Origin of the sequence: Phyllobacterium pellucidum, assembly GCF_013327855.1 — a bacterium.
Lineage (GTDB): Bacteria > Pseudomonadota > Alphaproteobacteria > Rhizobiales > Rhizobiaceae > Phyllobacterium > Phyllobacterium pellucidum.
In genome coordinates this window covers 720,649-739,167 of record NZ_JABUMX010000002.1, presented here as the reverse complement: position 1 = coordinate 739,167, position 18,519 = coordinate 720,649, and the positions used below count along the sequence as shown (strand labels likewise).

At 60.2% G+C, this 18,519-nt stretch carries 16 protein-coding genes; 10 read left to right on the top strand and 6 right to left on the bottom strand.

The genetic code is table 11. The features are described from left to right. Positions 1-8: 8 nt before the first annotated feature. The gene (locus HQ945_RS11555) at positions 9-1,679 is read right to left on the bottom strand and encodes a Na/Pi symporter (RefSeq protein WP_174208094.1); all 1,671 of its coding nucleotides are present in this window, start codon (positions 1,677-1,679) and stop codon (positions 9-11) included. 340 nt (positions 1,680-2,019) lie between these two features. Here HQ945_RS11555 and dnaG point away from each other — a divergent pair, with 340 nt between their 5' ends. Together dnaG and rpoD are read left to right on the top strand one after the other, a co-directional pair. Next, the gene (gene dnaG, locus HQ945_RS11550) at positions 2,020-3,987 is read left to right on the top strand and encodes a DNA primase (RefSeq protein WP_174208093.1); all 1,968 of its coding nucleotides are present in this window, start codon (positions 2,020-2,022) and stop codon (positions 3,985-3,987) included. Positions 3,988-4,291: 304 nt separating this feature from the next. After that, positions 4,292-6,319, top strand: coding sequence for an RNA polymerase sigma factor RpoD (rpoD, locus tag HQ945_RS11545; RefSeq protein WP_027233342.1), 2,028 nt, complete (start codon positions 4,292-4,294; stop codon positions 6,317-6,319). Positions 6,320-6,407: 88 nt separating this feature from the next. On the opposite strand, the gene HQ945_RS11540 is transcribed toward rpoD, so the two are convergent. Both HQ945_RS11540 and HQ945_RS11535 read right to left on the bottom strand, forming a co-directional pair. Next, the gene (locus HQ945_RS11540; RefSeq protein ID WP_081815992.1) at positions 6,408-6,932 is read right to left on the bottom strand and encodes a TIGR00645 family protein; all 525 of its coding nucleotides are present in this window, start codon (positions 6,930-6,932) and stop codon (positions 6,408-6,410) included. Between the two features lie 151 nt (positions 6,933-7,083). Further along, positions 7,084-9,225: an OmpA family protein gene (locus tag HQ945_RS11535; RefSeq protein WP_174208092.1), complete on the bottom strand. Its 2,142-nt coding sequence runs from the start codon at positions 9,223-9,225 to the stop codon at positions 7,084-7,086. Between the two features lie 263 nt (positions 9,226-9,488). Here HQ945_RS11535 and HQ945_RS11530 point away from each other — a divergent pair, with 263 nt between their 5' ends. Continuing rightward, positions 9,489-9,944 (top strand): YcgN family cysteine cluster protein, encoded by a 456-nt coding sequence (locus HQ945_RS11530; protein ID WP_113282146.1) that lies wholly within the window; start codon positions 9,489-9,491, stop codon positions 9,942-9,944. A 128-nt stretch (positions 9,945-10,072) separates the two neighbouring features. Next, entirely contained in the window at positions 10,073-10,417 is a 345-nt protein-coding gene (locus tag HQ945_RS11525) for a hypothetical protein (protein WP_091923726.1), read from the top strand. 65 nt (positions 10,418-10,482) lie between these two features. Here the strand turns inward: HQ945_RS11525 and HQ945_RS11520 are convergent, their stop codons facing one another. After that, positions 10,483-11,172: an SIMPL domain-containing protein gene (locus HQ945_RS11520; protein WP_425500652.1), complete on the bottom strand. Its 690-nt coding sequence runs from the start codon at positions 11,170-11,172 to the stop codon at positions 10,483-10,485. Positions 11,173-11,363: 191 nt separating this feature from the next. On the opposite strand from HQ945_RS11520, the gene HQ945_RS11515 reads away from it, so the two are divergent. Then, positions 11,364-11,654: a hypothetical protein gene (locus HQ945_RS11515; RefSeq protein ID WP_113282138.1), complete on the top strand. Its 291-nt coding sequence runs from the start codon at positions 11,364-11,366 to the stop codon at positions 11,652-11,654. On the opposite strand, the gene HQ945_RS11510 is transcribed toward HQ945_RS11515, so the two are convergent. Then, positions 11,644-12,309: an HAD family hydrolase gene (locus tag HQ945_RS11510; protein ID WP_113282147.1), complete on the bottom strand. Its 666-nt coding sequence runs from the start codon at positions 12,307-12,309 to the stop codon at positions 11,644-11,646. The two genes, HQ945_RS11515 and HQ945_RS11510, sit on opposite strands and share 11 nt — an antisense overlap. Positions 12,310-12,468: 159 nt before the next feature. On the opposite strand from HQ945_RS11510, the gene HQ945_RS11505 reads away from it, so the two are divergent. Genes HQ945_RS11505 through HQ945_RS11490 form a run of 4 tightly spaced genes read left to right on the top strand, consistent with a single transcriptional unit; the run spans position 12,469 to position 17,232 of the window. Next, entirely contained in the window at positions 12,469-13,788 is a 1,320-nt protein-coding gene (locus HQ945_RS11505) for an NAD(P)H-dependent oxidoreductase (protein WP_174208091.1), read from the top strand. 53 nt (positions 13,789-13,841) lie between these two features. Next, positions 13,842-14,882 (top strand): pyruvate dehydrogenase (acetyl-transferring) E1 component subunit alpha, encoded by a 1,041-nt coding sequence (gene pdhA, locus HQ945_RS11500; protein WP_027232000.1) that lies wholly within the window; start codon positions 13,842-13,844, stop codon positions 14,880-14,882. Further along, positions 14,879-15,877 carry an alpha-ketoacid dehydrogenase subunit beta gene (locus tag HQ945_RS11495; RefSeq protein ID WP_027231999.1) on the top strand — a complete coding sequence of 333 codons (999 nt, stop codon included), beginning with the start codon at positions 14,879-14,881 and terminating at the stop codon, positions 15,875-15,877. The genes pdhA and HQ945_RS11495 overlap by 4 nt, the downstream gene beginning before the upstream one ends. Before the next feature lie 2 nt (positions 15,878-15,879). Next, a complete protein-coding gene (locus HQ945_RS11490) occupies positions 15,880-17,232 on the top strand; it encodes an acetoin dehydrogenase dihydrolipoyllysine-residue acetyltransferase subunit (RefSeq protein ID WP_113282420.1) in 1,353 nt (450 codons plus the stop codon). 9 nt (positions 17,233-17,241) lie between these two features. Here the strand turns inward: HQ945_RS11490 and HQ945_RS11485 are convergent, their stop codons facing one another. Next, a complete protein-coding gene (locus HQ945_RS11485; protein WP_027231997.1) occupies positions 17,242-17,877 on the bottom strand; it encodes a hypothetical protein in 636 nt (211 codons plus the stop codon). A 172-nt stretch (positions 17,878-18,049) separates the two neighbouring features. Between HQ945_RS11485 and HQ945_RS11480 the strand changes: the two genes are divergently transcribed. Then, on the top strand, positions 18,050-18,484 hold the full coding sequence (locus tag HQ945_RS11480) for a transcriptional regulator GutM (protein WP_027231996.1): 435 nt from the start codon (positions 18,050-18,052) through the stop codon (positions 18,482-18,484). Positions 18,485-18,519 lie beyond the last annotated feature (35 nt).

The following is an 18,519-nucleotide window of genomic DNA, read 5'->3' as shown; positions in this document are numbered from 1 at the left end:
AAATCTGCTCAGCTGTGCAGCGCACGCAAACGTGTGGTGTTCAGGAGCCCCTGTTCCTCGAGCACGGGATAGGCCATTGCGGCGAGTAGCGAGTTGATCTGCTTGAGATCGCGAATGGTATCGAGGTGGATCGAACTCGTCTCGAGGCTGCGGGTCGTTCCTTCACGCAGGCGGTTGAAATGCCTGTCGCTGGTTTGCTTCTCGGCGTCGCGCAGGTGATCCTTTTCCAGTACCAGCTGATGCGCGGTTTCGCGATCTCGTGAAACGAGGACGTTGAACGCCATCCGCGCATTGGTCAAAACCCTTGCATGGAAATCGCTGAGTTCGCGCCAGCCCTCATCGGTAAACTGAAGCTTGCGGTCCATCTTCTTTTGCACGAGCGCCAGCATGTTGCGCACGATGATGTCGCCGACCTGTTCGAGTTTGACGCAGGCGCCGAGAAGTTCGCGCGCCCGGCCCACCTCATAATCCGACAGTTTCCGCGTTGTCAGTTTGGCGAGGTAGAGCTTGATGGCGGCGTGCTTGCGGTCGACCTTGTCATCGAGCGCCGAGAGTTCATCGATCCGTGCCTGGTCGGGATTTTCGTAAAGGTCGATAATGCCGCGCAGCATGATCTCGACCGTTTCGCAGACGCTGACCGTCTCGCGTGTTGCATTGGCAAGAGCAAGGCTTGGCGTATCGAGCACGCTTTCATCGAGCGCACTGAGTTCGACATGGTCGATGGGCTTTTGCGGCTCGGCCGGTGCGTTGAGTGCCACCACCGCCCGCGTTGCCTTAAGAACGAGCGAGGACAGCGGCACCCCGGCAAGAAGAATGATGACATTGAAGAGGATGTGGCCGTTGATCACCTGGTCGGCCGGGGTGCTGCCAAGAACGGCAACGGGCGGACGGAAGGCGAGATAGAGCGTCAGGATGACGATGGAGCCGAGCCCCCGCATCAGGAGATTGCCCATCGGCACGATGCGGGCTTTCGGCGCGGCGTTGCGGGTGAGGATCGGTGCGATGAACGACGAGCCGAGATTGACGCCGCAGATCATGACGATGCCAAGCTCCGGCTGGATCAAGCCGCGCGAGGCGAAGGTGACAACGAGCAGCACCGCCGCAATGCTCGAATGGAAAAGCCAGGTCATGAGGGCCGCGAGAAGGAAAGCCGTCACCGGGTCGGTATTAAGGTAACTGACGATGACCGGCAGGAGTTCGCTGTTGCGCAAGGGTTCGGTGGCCTGCCCGGTCATTTCGAGCGACAGCACCAGCAGTCCGATACCGACGAGAATGCGGCCCATCTGCCGCCAGTTGCTGCGCTCGGTCGACATAAAGATTACCGTGCCGGCGACGAGGCAGAGTGGCACCAGCAGCGTCAGGTCGAAGCTCAGGATCTTGACGACGAGCGCCGAGCCGACCTCGGCGCCGCGCACTGCCATCAGACCAGCAATCCCGCTGACAATGCCGGACCCGACAAAGGAACCGACCAGGAGGCTGACTGCGGTCGAGGATTGCAGCGCGATCGACAACATCAAACCCCAAAGCACGGCAAGCACGGGATTGTGCAAAACGCCGCGCAGGCTGCGGCGCATGCGCTCGCCATAGGCGCGCTCGACACCGGTGCGGACCATGCGCGTTGCCCACAGGAGCAGCGCTACAGCGCCGGCCAAATGCAACAAAACCGAGGAACCGTTCACTTGGTGCAATCCATTCGTGTTGGAGATTGCGGTATAGCAGCCAGAAGAATCTAGCAGCCGATTGTTAAGATAACATATCGCGGTAAAAGCGAAAAAAATATGTTCCGGCTAAGAAAAATCATGTCGCATTTGGCACAATTTATCAGTTTGATGACAGATTTGTGTCGCTCCGGCAGAAGTTTGCCGGCTACGCAAAATCGTACCGAATCACCATAACGCGATGAACAGGGGATGACGGGGTTGCCGCCCTTCCGCCCAAACCTTATTTGTTGCAGTATGGTCTGCACATCGGGTTCGCAGCGATCCGACCTTGCCTACAATCTGACGAACGAAGAGCAGCATGCGATTTTCGCCATCCTTTCTCGATGAGATCAGGGAACGCGTACCGATTTCCAGCGTGATCGGCACGCGGGTTTCGTTCGATCGCAAGAAGACCAATGCGCCGAAGGGCGATTTCTGGGCCTGCTGCCCGTTCCATGGGGAGAAGTCGCCGAGTTTTCATTGCGAGGATCGGAAGGGCCGCTACCATTGCTTTGGCTGCGGGGTGACCGGCGACCATTTCCGTTTTCTGACGGAACTCGAGGGGTTGAGCTTTCCGGAGGCCGTGGAGCGTGTCGCCGACATGGTGGGCATTCCGATGCCCGCGCGCGACGTTGAATCGGAGATTCGCGAGGCAAAACGCGCGACCCTCTATGACGTCATGGAAATGGCGACCCAATTCTTCGAGGAGCGTTTGCAGGCAGCAAGCGGTGCCAAGGCACGCGCCTATCTGCGCGATCGGGGCTTGAGCGCGGCAACGCAGCATGCCTACCGCCTTGGTTACGCGCCGGAAAGCCGCAATGCGCTGAAAGAACATCTCGCACTGAAGGGGGCGACGAAGGAGCAGATCGAGGCCTGCGGCCTCGTCGTTTACGGGGATGACAAACCGGTCTCGTTCGACCGGTTTCGCGACCGCATCATGTTCCCGATCGAGGATCTGCGTGGCCGGATCATTGCCTTTGGTGGGCGGGCGCTGACGCCGAACGCCATTGCCAAATACATGAACTCCAATGAAACCGAGCTTTTCCACAAGGGCAAGGTCCTGTTCAATGCGCTGCGCGCCCGCAAGGCGGCGCAGCCGCAAAGCGGGCAACCGGCAAAAGCCGTGATTGCCGTCGAAGGCTACATGGATGTCATTGCGCTGGCGCAGGCTGGCTTTGCCCAGGCGGTCGCGCCGCTCGGCACGGCCTTGACCGAGGATCAGCTCGATCTTCTCTGGCGCATGTCGCCTGAGCCTGTGCTCTGCTTTGACGGCGACAATGCCGGCATCAAGGCGGCGCACCGGGCGATCGATCTCGCCTTGCCGGCGTTGAAGCCTGGACGCTCGCTGCGCTTTGCAGTGCTGCCGGAGGGCAAGGACCCGGATGATCTCGTCAAGGCGTCCGGCCCGCAGGCATTCCAGGCCGTGCTCGACGATGCACGTCCGCTCGCGGATATGCTGTGGGCGCGCGAAACGAGCGGCGGCATATTCGACACGCCCGAACGGCGCGCCGAACTCGAGGCGCGGCTGAAGCAGATGACGAGCCTTATCGGTGACGAGAATGTGCGCCGGCATTATGCCCAGGACGTTCGTGACCGCATCCAGCAGTTTTTCAGCGCCAATACGCGAGGCAATGAGCGTCGCGGGTCCGGACAAGCGGGAAGCAACCGCAACAGCTTCGGCCCGCAAGCCGGCTACGGGCAGCGGGGGCGAGGGGCTCCCAATGGGCGGCTCGCGGTGTCGGAGAGCCTAGCGCGCTCGGTTCTCGTCAAGACAAGCTCCGCTACGCTACCCTTACGCGAGACCGCCATCCTTATGACATTGTTCAACCATCCCCGGCTTATCGAGGATGATTTCGAGACGATCGTGCGGCTTGAATTCAGCCATCCCGATCTGAAGCGCTTCCATACCGCTATGCTGAACGCCATGGCCGAACATCACGTGGCGGACGGCCGTGAAATGCGCAAGGCGATGACCGAGACCGGCCACGGCGCGCTGATCGAGGCGCTGGAAGCGCTGGTAAGGCGCGCCCGCATGTGGACGGCGACGGCGGAGGCGGCGGAAGAAGACGCGCTTGAAGCTTTAAGACAGGCCATTCACTTGCATCAGCGCGCCAGCACCCTACATAAGGAGCTGAAAGTCGCTGAAACTGCATTGGCTACGGAAGCCACCGACGAAAATCTCAACCGGCTGCTCGATATTCAGAATGCCATCCGAAGTGCGCAGGCAACCGAAGCACTGATCGAAGGGTTCGGAATACCCTCGGGACGGTCGGGCAAGGGGTTTTGACCGAATTGATTCGCTTTTTTACCGCGAATCAGTTGAGTCGGGGTTGACGTGGGTCAATAATGACGGAATCAGATTGCGCGGAATTGTAGATATTGCGTTGATGTTTGCGGGTCCAGCAGAAAATCCTGCAAATGCGGCAAATATCCAATGTGCTCGCCATCACCGGGATAACAAGGTTAATCCGACATTAACAGGATTTCGGCTACTCGAACATTCAATAGCTTGATGGTGCAGGGGAACCGGGGTGCCGCCGCACCGTTCCACCATGCATGAACAAGGCGAAGGCCGCTTGGAGATATAGAATATGGCAACGAAGGCAAAGGAAAACGAGGAAGTAGAAGTCGAGCGCGAGGGCGCGCCGGACGGTCCGCTTCTCGACCTTTCCGATGACGCTGTCAAGAAGATGATCAAGCTCGCCAAGAAGCGCGGCTATGTGACGATGGACGAACTCAATGCAGTTCTCCCATCCGAAGAGGTCACTTCCGAGCAGATCGAAGACACGATGGCGATGCTCAGCGACATGGGCATCAATGTCGTGGAGGATGACGAGCAGGACGCAGACGCTGAGGAAGCCGACAGCAGCGCCGATGAAGAGAGCGATGCCCGTGAGCTTGCGGATGCGACCGGCACCGCCGTTGCTCCGACGACGACCAAGAAGGAACCGACCGACCGCACCGACGATCCAGTCCGCATGTATCTGCGCGAGATGGGCACGGTCGAGCTTCTGTCGCGTGAAGGCGAAATCGCCATCGCGAAGCGCATCGAAGCGGGCCGCGAGACGATGATCTCCGGCCTTTGCGAGAGCCCGTTGACCTTCCAGGCGATCATCATCTGGCGTGAGGATCTCAACGAGTCGAAGATTCTGCTGCGCGAAATCATCGATCTTGAAACGACCTATGCCGGTCCGGAAGCCAAGCAGGCTCCGGTCATCGAACGCGTTGAAGAAGAACGGCCCGCAGGCGGCAACGACAAGTCGCGCCGCTCGCGCGACGATGACGACATCACCAATGTCGGTGGCGACGCTCCTGTCGAGGAAGAAGACGACGAGGATGACGAGGCCAATCTGTCGCTTGCCGCGATGGAAGCCGAACTGCGCCCGCAGGTCATGGAAACGCTCGACGTCATCGCCGATACCTACAAGAAGCTGCGCAAGCTGCAGGACCAGCAGGTCGAGAACCGCCTTGCCGCCTCCGGTTCGCTTTCGCCGAGCCAGGAGCGCCGCTACAAGGAGCTCAAGGACCAGCTGATCAAGGCGGTGAAGTCGCTTTCGCTCAATCAGAACCGTATCGAGGCTCTGGTTGCCCAGCTTTACGACATCAACAAGCGCCTGGTGCAGAACGAAGGGCGCCTGCTGCGCCTTGCCGAATCCTACGGCGTGCGTCGCGAGGATTTCCTCAAAGAATACCAGGGCAACGAGCTCGATCCGAACTGGCTGAAGGCCGTTTCGAACCTGACGACCCGTGGCTGGAAAGAGTTCACCAAGAACGAGAAGGACACGATCAAGAACCTTCGCACGGAAATCCAGAACATGGCGCAGGAAACCGCCATTTCGATCTCGGAATTCCGCCGCATCGTCAATCAGGTGCAGAAGGGCGAACGCGAGGCCGCTCTGGCCAAGAAGGAAATGGTCGAGGCCAATCTGCGTCTCGTCATTTCGATCGCCAAGAAATACACCAATCGCGGCCTGCAGTTCCTTGACCTGATCCAGGAAGGCAATATCGGCCTGATGAAGGCGGTCGACAAGTTCGAGTATCGCCGCGGCTACAAGTTCTCGACCTATGCGACCTGGTGGATCCGTCAGGCGATCACCCGCTCGATCGCCGATCAGGCCCGCACGATCCGCATTCCGGTGCATATGATCGAGACCATCAACAAGATCGTCCGCACGTCGCGCCAGATGCTGCACGAGATCGGCCGCGAGCCGACGCCGGAAGAGCTTGCTGAAAAGCTTGCCATGCCGCTGGAAAAGGTGCGCAAGGTACTGAAGATCGCCAAGGAGCCGATCTCGCTCGAAACGCCTGTGGGCGATGAAGAGGATTCGCATCTCGGTGATTTCATCGAGGACAAGAATGCGCTCCTGCCGATCGACGCCGCCATTCAGGCCAACCTTCGCGATACGACGACGCGGGTTCTCGCTTCGCTTACGCCGCGTGAGGAACGCGTGCTGCGCATGCGCTTCGGCATCGGCATGAACACCGACCATACGCTGGAAGAAGTCGGCCAGCAGTTCTCGGTAACGCGCGAGCGTATTCGCCAGATCGAGGCAAAGGCGCTGCGCAAGCTCAAGCATCCGAGCCGTTCGCGCAAGCTGCGTTCGTTCTTGGACAGCTGAGCCGCGTATAAAACTGCTAGAAATGCAAACGGGATGGGTGCAAACCCATCCCGTCTTGTTTTTGTGGTGTTAGCAGAAGCTGTTGGGTCTAAAGCGAAGGCTCATCGGACTTCTTCTCGCCCTTGTCCTTCACCATGAGCTTGTCGATATAGGCAAGAAACAGCGCGGAGAACACGAAAGTCAGGTGGATCAGCGTAAACCAGGTCAGTTGCGAAGTTGAGAACTGCGTCAGGTTCAGAAAGACCTGGAGCAGGTGGATCGACGAGATGGCAACGATGGTCGAGGCAACCTTGATCTTCAGGGATCCGGCGTCGATCGTGCCGAGCCAGTGCACCTCGTCCGCCTGGTCGAAGCGGCTCACGAAGTTCTCATAGCCAGAGATGATAACCATGACGACGAGGCTCGCGACCAGCGCAGCATCGATCAGGCCAAGCATTTTGAGGATTGTGTCGGTCTCGTCGAGTACGGTGACCTTGGCTACGAAATCGATCAGCTTACCGGCGAACGAAAATGCATAGATTGCGAGCGCGAGAGCGAGGCCAAGGTAAAAAACCACCAGCAGCCAACGCGAGGCGAGAATGATATTTTCGACAAGTATTTCAATGCGTTTCATAGTGTGGGTCCAATTTCTCGAACTGGGCTCAGCCAATAAATGCTCCAGGGGTTTAGCCAACACATAGCAATCGACGTTGCGAACTCAACCCGCAGCGACAAAAAACCCGGGCAATCGCCCGGGTTTTTTTGCTTCAACGGTCTCCTTGCAATCAATTGTTGCTGGCGACCGGTGCGACAAGCGGCGTGATGCGGCGGATCGCAACCCTGCGGTTCTGCTGCTCAGGCGATTCCGTCCTGATCTTCAGGTAGCGCTCGCCATAGCCCTGCGTTGCCATGTTCTCCGGCGGAATGTCGAAGACGTTGGTGAGCGCCTGCGCCACCGATTCGGCGCGCTTGTCGGAAAGGACGAGGTTCGCCTGGTCCGAACCCACCGCATCGGTATGGCCCTCGATCAGGAAGGTCTCGGCCGGGTTCTTCTTCAGGGTCTGCGCCATTGCCTTGGCGACGCTATCCAGGCGCGTGATCTGATCTTCCCCGATCTCGGCCGACCCGAAGGCGAAGGTGATCGTGTCGAGATCGACGCGGCGCACCTTGTCGCGGATGCGCGCCGAGCGCTTGACCTCATCGACCGAATAGATGCGTTCGACGCGCTCGACCGGCGGGCGGGCAAAGAAGTCATAGACTTCTTCTTCCGGCGCCTCTTCGGCATCGAGGATGTAGTCGCGCACCGGAATGTCGAGGCGCAGCGGCGGCAAGTCGTCGCCGGGATCGCGCCAGTTAACACGCTCCTCCCGGTCATAATCCGGCGCGTAGGTCAGCAGCACTTCGCGACCATCCGGGGTAATGCGCGAGCGCTGAATGACATCGCCGTAGCGATTGCGGATCGTAACGATCTGCACGCCATTCTCCCGGACGATGGTCTCGCGCGTGCGCCGCCGCGGCAGGTCTTCATAATAGACGTCGTGGGCGTTGCGGCTCATGCGCGGGCGGTCGGAACTTTCGACGAAGATATTGTTGTCGACCTCGACGATGGCGCGGTTGTCATATTGCTTGATGACCTGCACATCGGCCGGCCGCTCGTCGCGCCGCGCCTGCTTGGTGCGGGTGCCCTTTTCGACGAGCACGGGCTCGATCTTGACGGGCGCGATTGCCTGCTGCACGTCGGCATCGGTCTTCGGCGGAGGTCCGGCGGGTGCCGCCGGTTGCTGGGCGACAGGTTGCTCGGCTGGAGCTGGAGGCTGTCCGGCCTGCTCAGCCTTGTTGCCGCGCTTGCCGCCCTTCTGTTTTGCTTCGGCCGCTGGAGCGGGCTTGTCGCTGTCAAGCACCGGCGCGGCATTGGCGGGGAGGGGCGAGGCTTCCTGCGGCGCCGGCTTCGCGGCTTCGGCAGGCGCTGGTGCTGCCGGCTGGCGGCTCGCGGCGTCAGCCGGCTTGGCGGGCGCAGTTTCAGCCGCGGGTTGATTGGGCGTCGCTGCGGGCTGCTCGGCCGTCGCGGGTGCCGCGGTTGCGGGCGCGGCCTGTTTGGCTGCTTCATCGGCAGCCTTGTTGGCGTCTTCCGCTGCTTGTTCGGCCTGTTTGTCGGCAGCCTTCTGCGTGCTTTCGGCCTTCTTACGCGCTTCTTCTTCGGCGGCCTTCTGGGCTTCTGCCGCCTTTGCAGCTTCAGCCTCGGCTGCCTTCTTTGCCTGTTCGGCCTGCTTTGCGGTTTCGCCTTCAGCAGCCTTTGCCGCATCGGCTTCGGCGGCGGCTTTCTTTCGCGCTTCTTCTTCTATGGCTTTTTGCTGCTCGGCTGCCTTGTTGGCCTCAGCCTCGGCGTCGCGCTTGGCCTTCGCTGCGTCCTCTGCCGCCTGTTCCGCGGCGGCCTTCGAGGCCTTCGCTTCTTCGGCTGCCTTGCGCTTTGCTTCTTCTTCTATGGCTTTTTGCTGTTCGGCGGCCTTGTGCGCCTCGGCTTCAGCGGCGCGCTTGGCTTCCTGCGCCTGCTTGGCAGCTTCAGCTTCTGCAGCCTTCGCGGCTTCCGCCGCCTTGCGGTTTGCCTCTTCTTCTATGGCTTTCTGCTGCTCGGCGGCATTTTCGGCTTCCACCTGTGCAGCCCGCTTGGCCTCTTCGGCTTGCTGCTTGGCTTGTTCTTCTGCCTGTTGCTTGGCCTGCTCTTCAGCCTGTTGCGCCGCCTTGCGCTTCAATTCCTCCTGTGCCGGGTCCTCTTGGGCGGGCGCGGGCTGTTCGGCCTGCGCGACCACCACCGGCATATTGGAGTTGGAGGAAATATAGGGCCGGTTAAGGGGCGGCTGTTCCGCCATGGCATAAGGCGAGGAAAAGAGAATTGCTGTTGAAGCAAAAAAGAGCGCTGTACGTTTCATTGTCATCCCTGTCTCGCGTTCCTTCTTGTTGAAACACGTCAAAAGTTCGCGATCGCAACCTTGTTCCGGTTTGTGGCAACGGCTTGACCATTGCGATCTTCGTTTCAGTTTTCATTGCCCGTGGCAATGCGTCGGTCCGACGTTGACCGAACTGATCGACCCCACGTTTGCAGCTTTCGCCTGTATCCCCCATGAAGGCGCCGTTCATCTGGCATTCATGTTTTAAGAATGGACGCGGCTCGGCTGGCGATGTATTTCAGCGCATGCCCTCTGAACCCTTCTGGAAGACAAAGATCCTCGATGAGCTCAACCGCTCCGAATGGGAAAGCCTGTGCGATGGCTGCGGCCGCTGTTGCCTGCACAAGCTCGAAGACGAAGACACCGAAGAGATTTATTTCACCACCGTCGCCTGCACTCTGCTCGATGCCGGCACTTGCCAATGTTCGGATTACGTACACCGCAAGGCCAAAGTCCCGGACTGCGTCTTCCTGACCCCCGAGATCGTGCGCACGGTGGACTGGCTGCCGGAAACATGCGGCTATCGCCTGATCGACGAGGGGCGCGACCTCTACTGGTGGCATCCGCTCGTCTCCGGAAGCCGGGAAACCGTGCACGAGGCCGGGATATCAGTGCGCGGCAAGGTCACCGCCTATGATCATGAGATGAAGAGCGACGAGGATTATTTCGATCACATGATGACGCTCGAAGAATCCGACTGAGATAAACCGAATGTGAATGCTCCGTTGAGGAATTGTTCAGATCGAATGTGGAACAAAGCGCTCCTGTCCGGATTCCAGTAAGCTTGGAAATTCCCCCCATCCCGGACACAAAAACAGGAGAACGCCAAATGGCTGTTTCATTCAAAACGTTGGCTGTTACCGCGACCATCGCCCTTGGTTCAATTCTCGGCGTCAATGCCGCTTCAGCAGCGCCGATCACGGCAGCACCAATGACGGATGGCGCTTCGCCGCTGGTGAAGGTCGATTATTATCGCCGCGACTATTACCGTCCGCCCTATCGGCCGGCTCCCGCCTGCACGCCGGGACAGGCTGCGAGCAAGGCAAGCCGCATGGGCCTGTATAACACCCGCGTCGTCGTCAACCGCAATGTCGTTCGCGTCGCCGGCTGGAAGCGCGGCTACCGCACGGCAGTCGTCTTTGCCCGCGCGCCGGGTTGCCCGGTCGTCCGCTAAGCGTAACATAACAATGAAAAAGGGCGCCGGTCGGCACCCTTTTTTATTTCCGCTCTACGTTGAACTCAGTTCTTAAGCTCAAACGTCATATTCACATTGACGTTGTAGGTGTTCTCGCCGGTAGCAACGGGAACGGGTGATGCCGCATCCATCGCCATCATCTTGCCGCGCGCCGCCATCGGAACCGGGCGCGGACTGAAGCTCTGTTCGTTGATTTCGATGACCCGGCCAAGTTCGACGCCGGCCGCGGCAGTCAGCGTCTTTGCGCGCGCAACGGCATTTGCAACGGCGTTCTTGCGCGCTTCTTCAAGAATTGTGTCCGGCTTGTCGTTGGTGAAGGTGATGTTGCCGCCCTGATTGACGCCGAGCGTGACCGACTGGTCGAGGATGTCGCCGACCTTCGCGAGGTCGCGTACGCGCACCGTCAGGGAATTTGACACGGCATAGCCGACGATCGACGGCGGTTTGGGCGGCTGGTTATTATTGTTTTCCGGGAACACATAGCGCGGGTCGATGCTAAAGCCGGAGGTCTGCAGATCGCGTTCGGCTATCCCGGCCTTTTTCATGGCGTCGAGTACCTTCGCCATGGCTTCATTGTTGGCGGTCAGCGCCTCGCGGGCTGTTGGCTTTTCCTGCATGACGACCAGCGAAAGGATCGCGGTGTCGGGCGCAGCAGCGGCTTCGCCTTCACCTGTGACCGTGATACGCGGGCGCGGCGCGTCCTCGGCATAGGCAGCCATAGGCACCGCAACCATGGTGGTTACTGCAAGGGCCAGCGTCAGGATTTTCGATGTCATGGATAACTCCCCAGATGAAGTGACGTTGCTGCGTCGCAGGTGATTATGGGTGGATTAGGGCAAAAGACAAAACTTTTGAACAGGATAGGTTTTGTGCATCCAAACGGCATCCTGAACGTTACCAAGCAAATGTCAGAGGAGTTTTGACGATGAACCGGACCGAGCCCAAGCAAAAGCCCCGCAGGAACGAATCGCCCGAGACCGAAACGTCCGGCCCGCAGTCGTTCGACCGGGACGAGATCGTCGACGACGATGTCATCGCGGATGACGAACTCTCCATCCTCGGCGAACGTCAGGTCGAGCCGGAAGATGCCGGCGAGGTATCGGAGGAAGATGACGACAATCCCTATCAGAACAGCGACGAAGCGCTGCCTGATGACGAGGAGGAACTGGAAATCGCGCGCGATCCAGAACGCGAGGGACGCCGCTTCAACGATTAGACATCCAGGCGCCGATAGCGTTCCAGTCGGAAAACACGGCCGAAGCGCCCTTTGCGATAAGCGCGGGGGCGTGATCCTCATGGGTGTGGGTGCCCCCGGTGTAGCCGATCGCGGTCATGCCGGCGGCAACGGCACCCTCGACGCCGAAGGGCGAATCCTCGACGACCACACATTTGGCTGGGTCTGCCTGCATCTTTTCGGCGGCAAGGAAGAAGAGGTCGGGCGCCGGCTTGCCGCGCTTGACCATGAACGAACTGTAGACGGCATCGCCGAAAAAGCGAGCCAGCCGGGTAATTTCGAGGCTGAATCGGATGCGTTCGAGCGACGAGCCGGAGGCAACGCAGTGTGCCGTTTCGAGGCCTTCCAAAAATGGGACGATTCCCGGTGTCGGCTGCAGCGACTCTGCGAAGATGCGCTTCGTCTCCGGCCAGAGACCGGTCTCCGCTCCGTCCGCAAGCTGCAAACCCGTGAGTTCAGCGACGCGGGCGATGATGTCGGCCTGTTTCAGGCCGATGCATTGAGCGATCGTGCCATCCGGCAGCGACAGGCCCTGCCGGGCATAGATATTGCGATAGGCGAGCGCCGCGAGCGGTTCGCTGTCCACAAGCACGCCATCGCAATCAAAGATCACCAGTTCGAATTGGTTCTGCGGCATTTCCATCCTCGTTGTTGGCCCTTCCGGGCATCTTAATGTTCGATCTTTACCGCTCTTATAATGCACATAGGTCTTGACTAAAATACAAATGTTCAATATTCGATGATTGTAATTTGAAAGGCTCCGCACAAGGCGGCGGGGACCGCTGAGGGAGGCGTTATGGCGAGCAATGTTGCACTGACGGGACTGGCGCGAGACATGCAGGCGCGGGCGGATGCCGGGCGGCCGATCCGCATCGGGCTGATCGGTTCGGGCGAGATGGGCACCGATATCGTGACGCGCGTGGCACACATGCCGGGCATCGAGATCGGCGCGATCTCGGAACTGAAGCTGCCGAATGCGCTGAAAGCCGTCGACATCGCCTACCAGGAGAGCGGCCATGGCCACGAGGTCGCCAATGCCACGGCGCTGACGGCGGCGATGGAGGCCGGCAAGGTCGCCGTCACCGACGATGCCAATCTCATCCTTGAAAACGACCTCATCGACGTCGTCATCGATGCGACCGGGGTCCCGGCGGTCGGAGCCGAGATCGGCCTGCGGGCAATGGAGCACGGCAAGCACCTCGTGATGATGAATGTCGAAGCGGACGTGACCATCGGCGCCTATCTGAAGAGCGAGGCCGACCGGCTCGGCGTCACCTATTCGCTCGGCGCCGGCGACGAGCCGTCGTCGTGCATGGAACTCATCGAATTCGTCTCGGCCATGGGCCATCCGATCGTCGCCGCCGGCAAAGGCAAGAACAACCCGCTCAACATCGACGCCATTCCCGACGACTATGCCGAGGAAGCCGAACGCCGGCACATGAACGTGCGCATGCTGGTCGAGTTCGTCGACGGCTCGAAGACCATGGTGGAGATGGCGGCGATCGCCAATGCCACCGGGCTCGTGCCCGACAAGCCCGGCATGCACGGTCCGGCGGCAACGCTCGACCAGCTGTCGAAGACGCTGATCCCGGAAAAGGATGGCGGCGTGCTCTCACGGGTCGGCGTCGTCGACTATTCGATCGGCAAGGGCGTTGCCCCCGGCGTCTTCGTCGTCGCCGACATGTCGCATCCGCGCATTTCCGAGCGCATGGAAGATCTGAAGATGGGCAAGGGCCCGTACTTCACCTTCCACCGGCCCTATCACCTGACCTCGCTCGAAGTGCCGCTGACCTGCGCCCGTGTCGTCCTTTACGGCAAGCCCGACATGGTGCCGCTGGCCAAGCCCGTTGCCGAAGTCTGCGCCGTCGCCAAGAAGGACATGCAGCCGGGCGAGAAGCTCGATGCCATCGGCGAATATTGCTACCGCGCCTGGATCATGACCGCGGCGGAAGCGCGTGAAGCGGGGGCGATCCCCTGCGGGCTTCTGCAGGGCGGCAGCGTCACGGCACCGATCCGCAAGGGCGAACTCATCACCAGCGCCAATGCCGCGCCGGTGCCAGGCTCGAAGATCGTCGAACTGCGCGCCCGCCAGGACAAGCTCGTCTACGGCGCGTGAGCGAGAAGCAACAAGATTCGTACGCCAGCCACTATCAGACAAGGAGCGCCGAAATGGCTTCCGCCAGAAGTTCAAATGCCAAACTGAAGGACGATGGCAGCAATCTTCCGTTCGCATTCCGGCATTATCCGCCGGAACAGCTGAAGGAAGCGCTGCGCAAGATGTACCTCATCCGCCGTTTCGAGGAGGGGGCCGAGGAATCCTATACACGCGGCCTGATCCACGGGACGATGCACCTCTCCATCGGCCAGGAAGCAAGCGCCGTCGGCATCTCGCTGCCGCTTTCCGATGACGACATGATCACCTCGACGCATCGCGGCCACGGGCATTGCATCGCCAAGGGCGCAGAAGTCTCGAAAATGTTCGCCGAGTTCTTCGGGAAGGAAACGGGCTACTGCAAGGGCCGTGGCGGCTCCATGCATATTGCCGACGTATCCAAGGGCAACCTCGGCGCCAACGGGATCGTCGGCGGCGGGATTCCGATCGCCGTCGGCGCCGCTCTTTCCGCCAAGAAGCAGAAGAACGGCAAGGTCGTCATCTCCTATTTCGGCGATGGCGCCAATAATGAGGGTGCCTTCCACGAAGCGCTCAACATGGCTGCCGTCTGGAAACTGCCTGTCGTTTTCGTCTGCGAAAACAACGGCTATGGTATGTCCACTTCAACCAAGCGTTCAACAGCGGTTGCAAATGTTGCTGACCGGGCTGTGGCCTACAACATGCCGGGCGTCATTGTCGACGGCAACAACCTTTCCGAGGTTGCCGAGGCCTCGCATGAGGCTGTCGAGCGGGCGCGCCGCGGCGAAGGCCCGACGCTGATCGAGTGCAAGACCTACCGGCATCGCGGCCATTCCAAGAGCGACCGCAACCGTTACCGCACCAAGGAGGAGATTGAGGACTGGATCACCAACCGCGATCCGATCCTGCTCTTCCAAGAGCAGTTAAAGGAGTTCGGCTTCGTTACCGACGGCGAAATCGAGGCGATCCGCGCCGACGCCGAGAAGGAAATCGCCGAAGCCATCGAATTTGCCAAGAACAGTCCGTCGCCCGATTTGAACAATCTCACCCGCGACGTTTATACGGTTGATATTCAATGAACGAGATCATTCGCGAACTCAGCTATTCGCAGGCCATCCAGGAAGCCATGGCGATTGCCATGGAGGCGGATGAGCGTGTTTTCCTCATGGGCGAGGATATCGGCGTCTATGGCGGCGCCTTCCAGGTGACCGGCGATCTCGTTCATCGCTTTGGTGAAGACCGGGTCATGGATACGCCGATCTCGGAACTTGGCGGTGCCGGCGTCGCGGTCGGCGCGGCGTTGACCGGCATGCGCCCGATCTTCGAATTCCAGTTTTCCGATTTTGCCGCGCTCGCCATGGAGCAGATCGTCAACCAGGCGGCAAAGATCAGGTACATGCTCGGCGGCGCGGTTTCTGTGCCGCTGGTGATGCGGTTTCCAGCGGGTTCCGGCACAGGCGCTGCCGCGCAGCACAGCCAGAGCCTCGAGGCATGGCTTGGCCACGTTCCAGGCCTGAAAGTGATCCAGCCGGCTACACCATACGACGCAAAGGGCATGCTGCTCGCTGCGATCGAGGATCCGGACCCGGTCATGATCTTCGAGCACAAGCTCCTCTACAAGATGAAGGGGCCGGTTCCTGAGGGTCACTATACCGTACCGATCGGCAAGGCCGCTATCGTGCGCGAAGGTACGGACCTGACCATCGTTGCTACGGCGATCATGGTGCACAAGGCGCTGGAAGCTGCCGAGGCGCTGGCCAAGGAAGGCATCAACATTGAAGTAATCGACCTGCGCACCGTGCGGCCGATGGACAAGGCGACAATCATCGCCAGCGTCAAGAAGACGTCGAAGCTGATGTGCGTTTACGAGGGCGTCAAGACGCTGGGCGTAGGCGCCGAGATCAGCGCCATGATCGCCGAGAGCGAAGCCTTCGATTATCTCGATGCGCCGATCGTGCGTCTCGGTGGCGCCGAAACGCCGATTCCGTACAATCCCGACCTTGAAAAAGCGACGGTGCCGCAAGTGCCCGGCATCATTGCGAGCGCCCGCGATCTCGCCAAAGGGGTACGCTAGTCATGCCCGTCGAAGTGATCCTGCCCAAGGTCGACATGGATATGGAAAGCGGCCAGATTTCGCGTTGGTATGCCAAGGAAGGCGACAACGTTTCCAAGGGCCAGCTTCTGTTCGAGATCGAAACTGACAAGGCAGCCATGGAAGTCGACGCTCCCTCGACCGGGATACTGCGTGACGTAAAGGCCGAGGAGGGCACGACCGTGCCGGTCGGGCAAGCCGTCGCCTGGATCTATGGCGAGGGTGAAGCCTACGCGGCTGCCCCGGCAAAAGCCGATGCACGCAAACCTGACACGTCTGAAAAGCCGGCTGCAGCACCCGCCCAAACCGCACCGGTTCAGGCTGCACCCATTGCGGCGACGCCCGCTGTTGCCGAAACCAATGGCGTCCGCGCCACGCCGCTGGCGCGCCGTGTTGCCCGCGAGGCCGGGATCGACCTTGCCTCGCTCAAGGGATCGGGCCCCAAAGGCCGTATCCAGAAGAAGGATGTCGAGGCAAGTACGCTCAAGTTGGATGGAGCGTCGGCCAAGGCGCCTTCATCATCTCCAGTGACTGCACCGGCGCGGACTGCCCAGATAACAGGTGAAGCGCTGCTCAACGCGGTCTGGCTGCGTGAAGGCAAGGGTGCTGGACATGCACCGGTGGTTCTCATCCATGGCTTTGGCTCCGATCTGAATAGCTGGCGGCCGATGCTTGGCGGCGGCACGCTCGACAATCCGGTCCTCGCCATCGATCTGCCGGGACATGGCGGTTCGACCCGCGCCATACCGGACGATCTCGACGGCATCGCCGATCTCGTCGAGCAGACCGTTGCTGCATATCATTCGGGCCCCGTCATCCTCATGGCACATTCGTTCGGCAGCGCCGTCGCAACGGAGGTCGCAGCACGCAACAATCTCGATGTGCGTGCGCTGACACTTATATCGCCTGCGGGGCTCGGACCGGAGATCAATGGCGGCTTCCTTTCCGGTTTCGTTCGGGCGCGCAGCGAGGCGAGCCTCGTCGCGTGGATGAAGCAGCTTGTCCAGGATGAAAGCCTGCTGACCAAGCCTTTCGTCAATGCCACACTGGCACAGTCGCAGGACACGGCGCTGCGTGAGGCGCAGCAGCAGGTGGCGGATCGCTTCTTTGCCGACGGAACGCAGGTGATCGACACGAGGCAAACCCTCGCCAGTCTGCTCATCCCGGTGCGTGTGATCTTCGGCGCGGCCGACCGTGTCATACCGGCAAGCCATGCAGTGGGGCTGCCGGGCGAGATTGCGGTGCATGTTTTTGCCGGCACCGGCCACATGCCGCAGCTCGAACAGCGCGAGAAGGTCATGCGCATTCTCGCCGAGGTCAGCCGGTCAGCCGGCTGATTTCGGGTCTCACTCGCTGATCGCGTGGCGATCGTTTCTTGATGCGACCATCGCGCGGCGGATAGCGCCGCGGGCGGAGGCGAGATTGGGCATCACCCAGTTGGGCTCGGCTCCAAGGAACTTGTCGAGGAAGGCGATGGCATAGCCCGGCATCTCCTCGACGTTCTCGCGATAAGACCACCAAGTGCGCAGATCGTCGGCACAATCGTCGATGCGTGCAGCGGTGCCAAATTCCTGCTCATGGATGGCCGCGATCGCACCGACGCAGAAGTTGGTATAGAGAAAACCCTCGGGCCAAAACGCGATGATATCCTGCATTTCGGTTTTTGCCGCAGCGCCGCCTTGAGCCTTGGCTGACACCGATGCGGGCGCTTCGGTGATCAGTTCCTTGAGGACCAGTCCCGCAGCAAAGATAATGAAATCCTTGCGGTCGATACGCGCAAACGACTTCTGCTGCTCGACCGTCTCGATCCAGTTGAGGAAGGCGCGGGTGAGCTTGGTCTCGTCGATGCTGAACTGGTAGCCGTAGTGGTCGGCGATCAATGCGGCATTCTTGCGGAAAGCCATGCGAAACCACCGCAGCCGCCGCAGCCGATGCCGCAGATCCGGCGTGTGGACGAGTTCATCCCGAAACAGAAAATCCATGTGCTCTCACTTTCGCGACGATGCTACCACGTTGCAGGTTTTCATGCATCCCCAGCCAAGATTTTGGTGGGTGTGAAAATCATACATATTGACATTACGAAAAACAAATGTTCTATATTTTTTCGTTCGATCATGGCATATGTTGGCGGTCGGGCGTAGGGAGGTTGATTACATGGCGATGTGGCAATGGGGATTGCTGGCCCTCGGATTCTTGTGGGCGTTGCAGTCGTTAGGCGTCTGGTATCAGATGCGGCATTACACTGATGTCATGAAGGGTATCTCCTCCAAGTACAATGATGGATTCGTTGGCGCCGGCAATGTGCGCGGCCGCCTTGGCAAGGGCGTGATCGTCCTCATCGTTGTCACGCGCGACCTGACGATCCAGCGCTTTCTCGTCATGAGCGGCCGTTCGGTTTTTGCGAAGTTCAAGCGGCGTGAAGAGTTCGAGGGCATCTCGCTCAGTGCGCTGCGTACAGACCCGGTAATGTCCGGCCTGGGTGATCCGGCTCTGGCCAAGGCGGCAGAGCGGGCAATTGAACAAATAGATCGGGCGAGGGCGGATCCGCCCAAGCCGGGCCTATCGGGAATCAGGACAGTCAACGCTTAAGGGACGGCCGCTTGTCGCGGTCGGTAAGGAGGAGA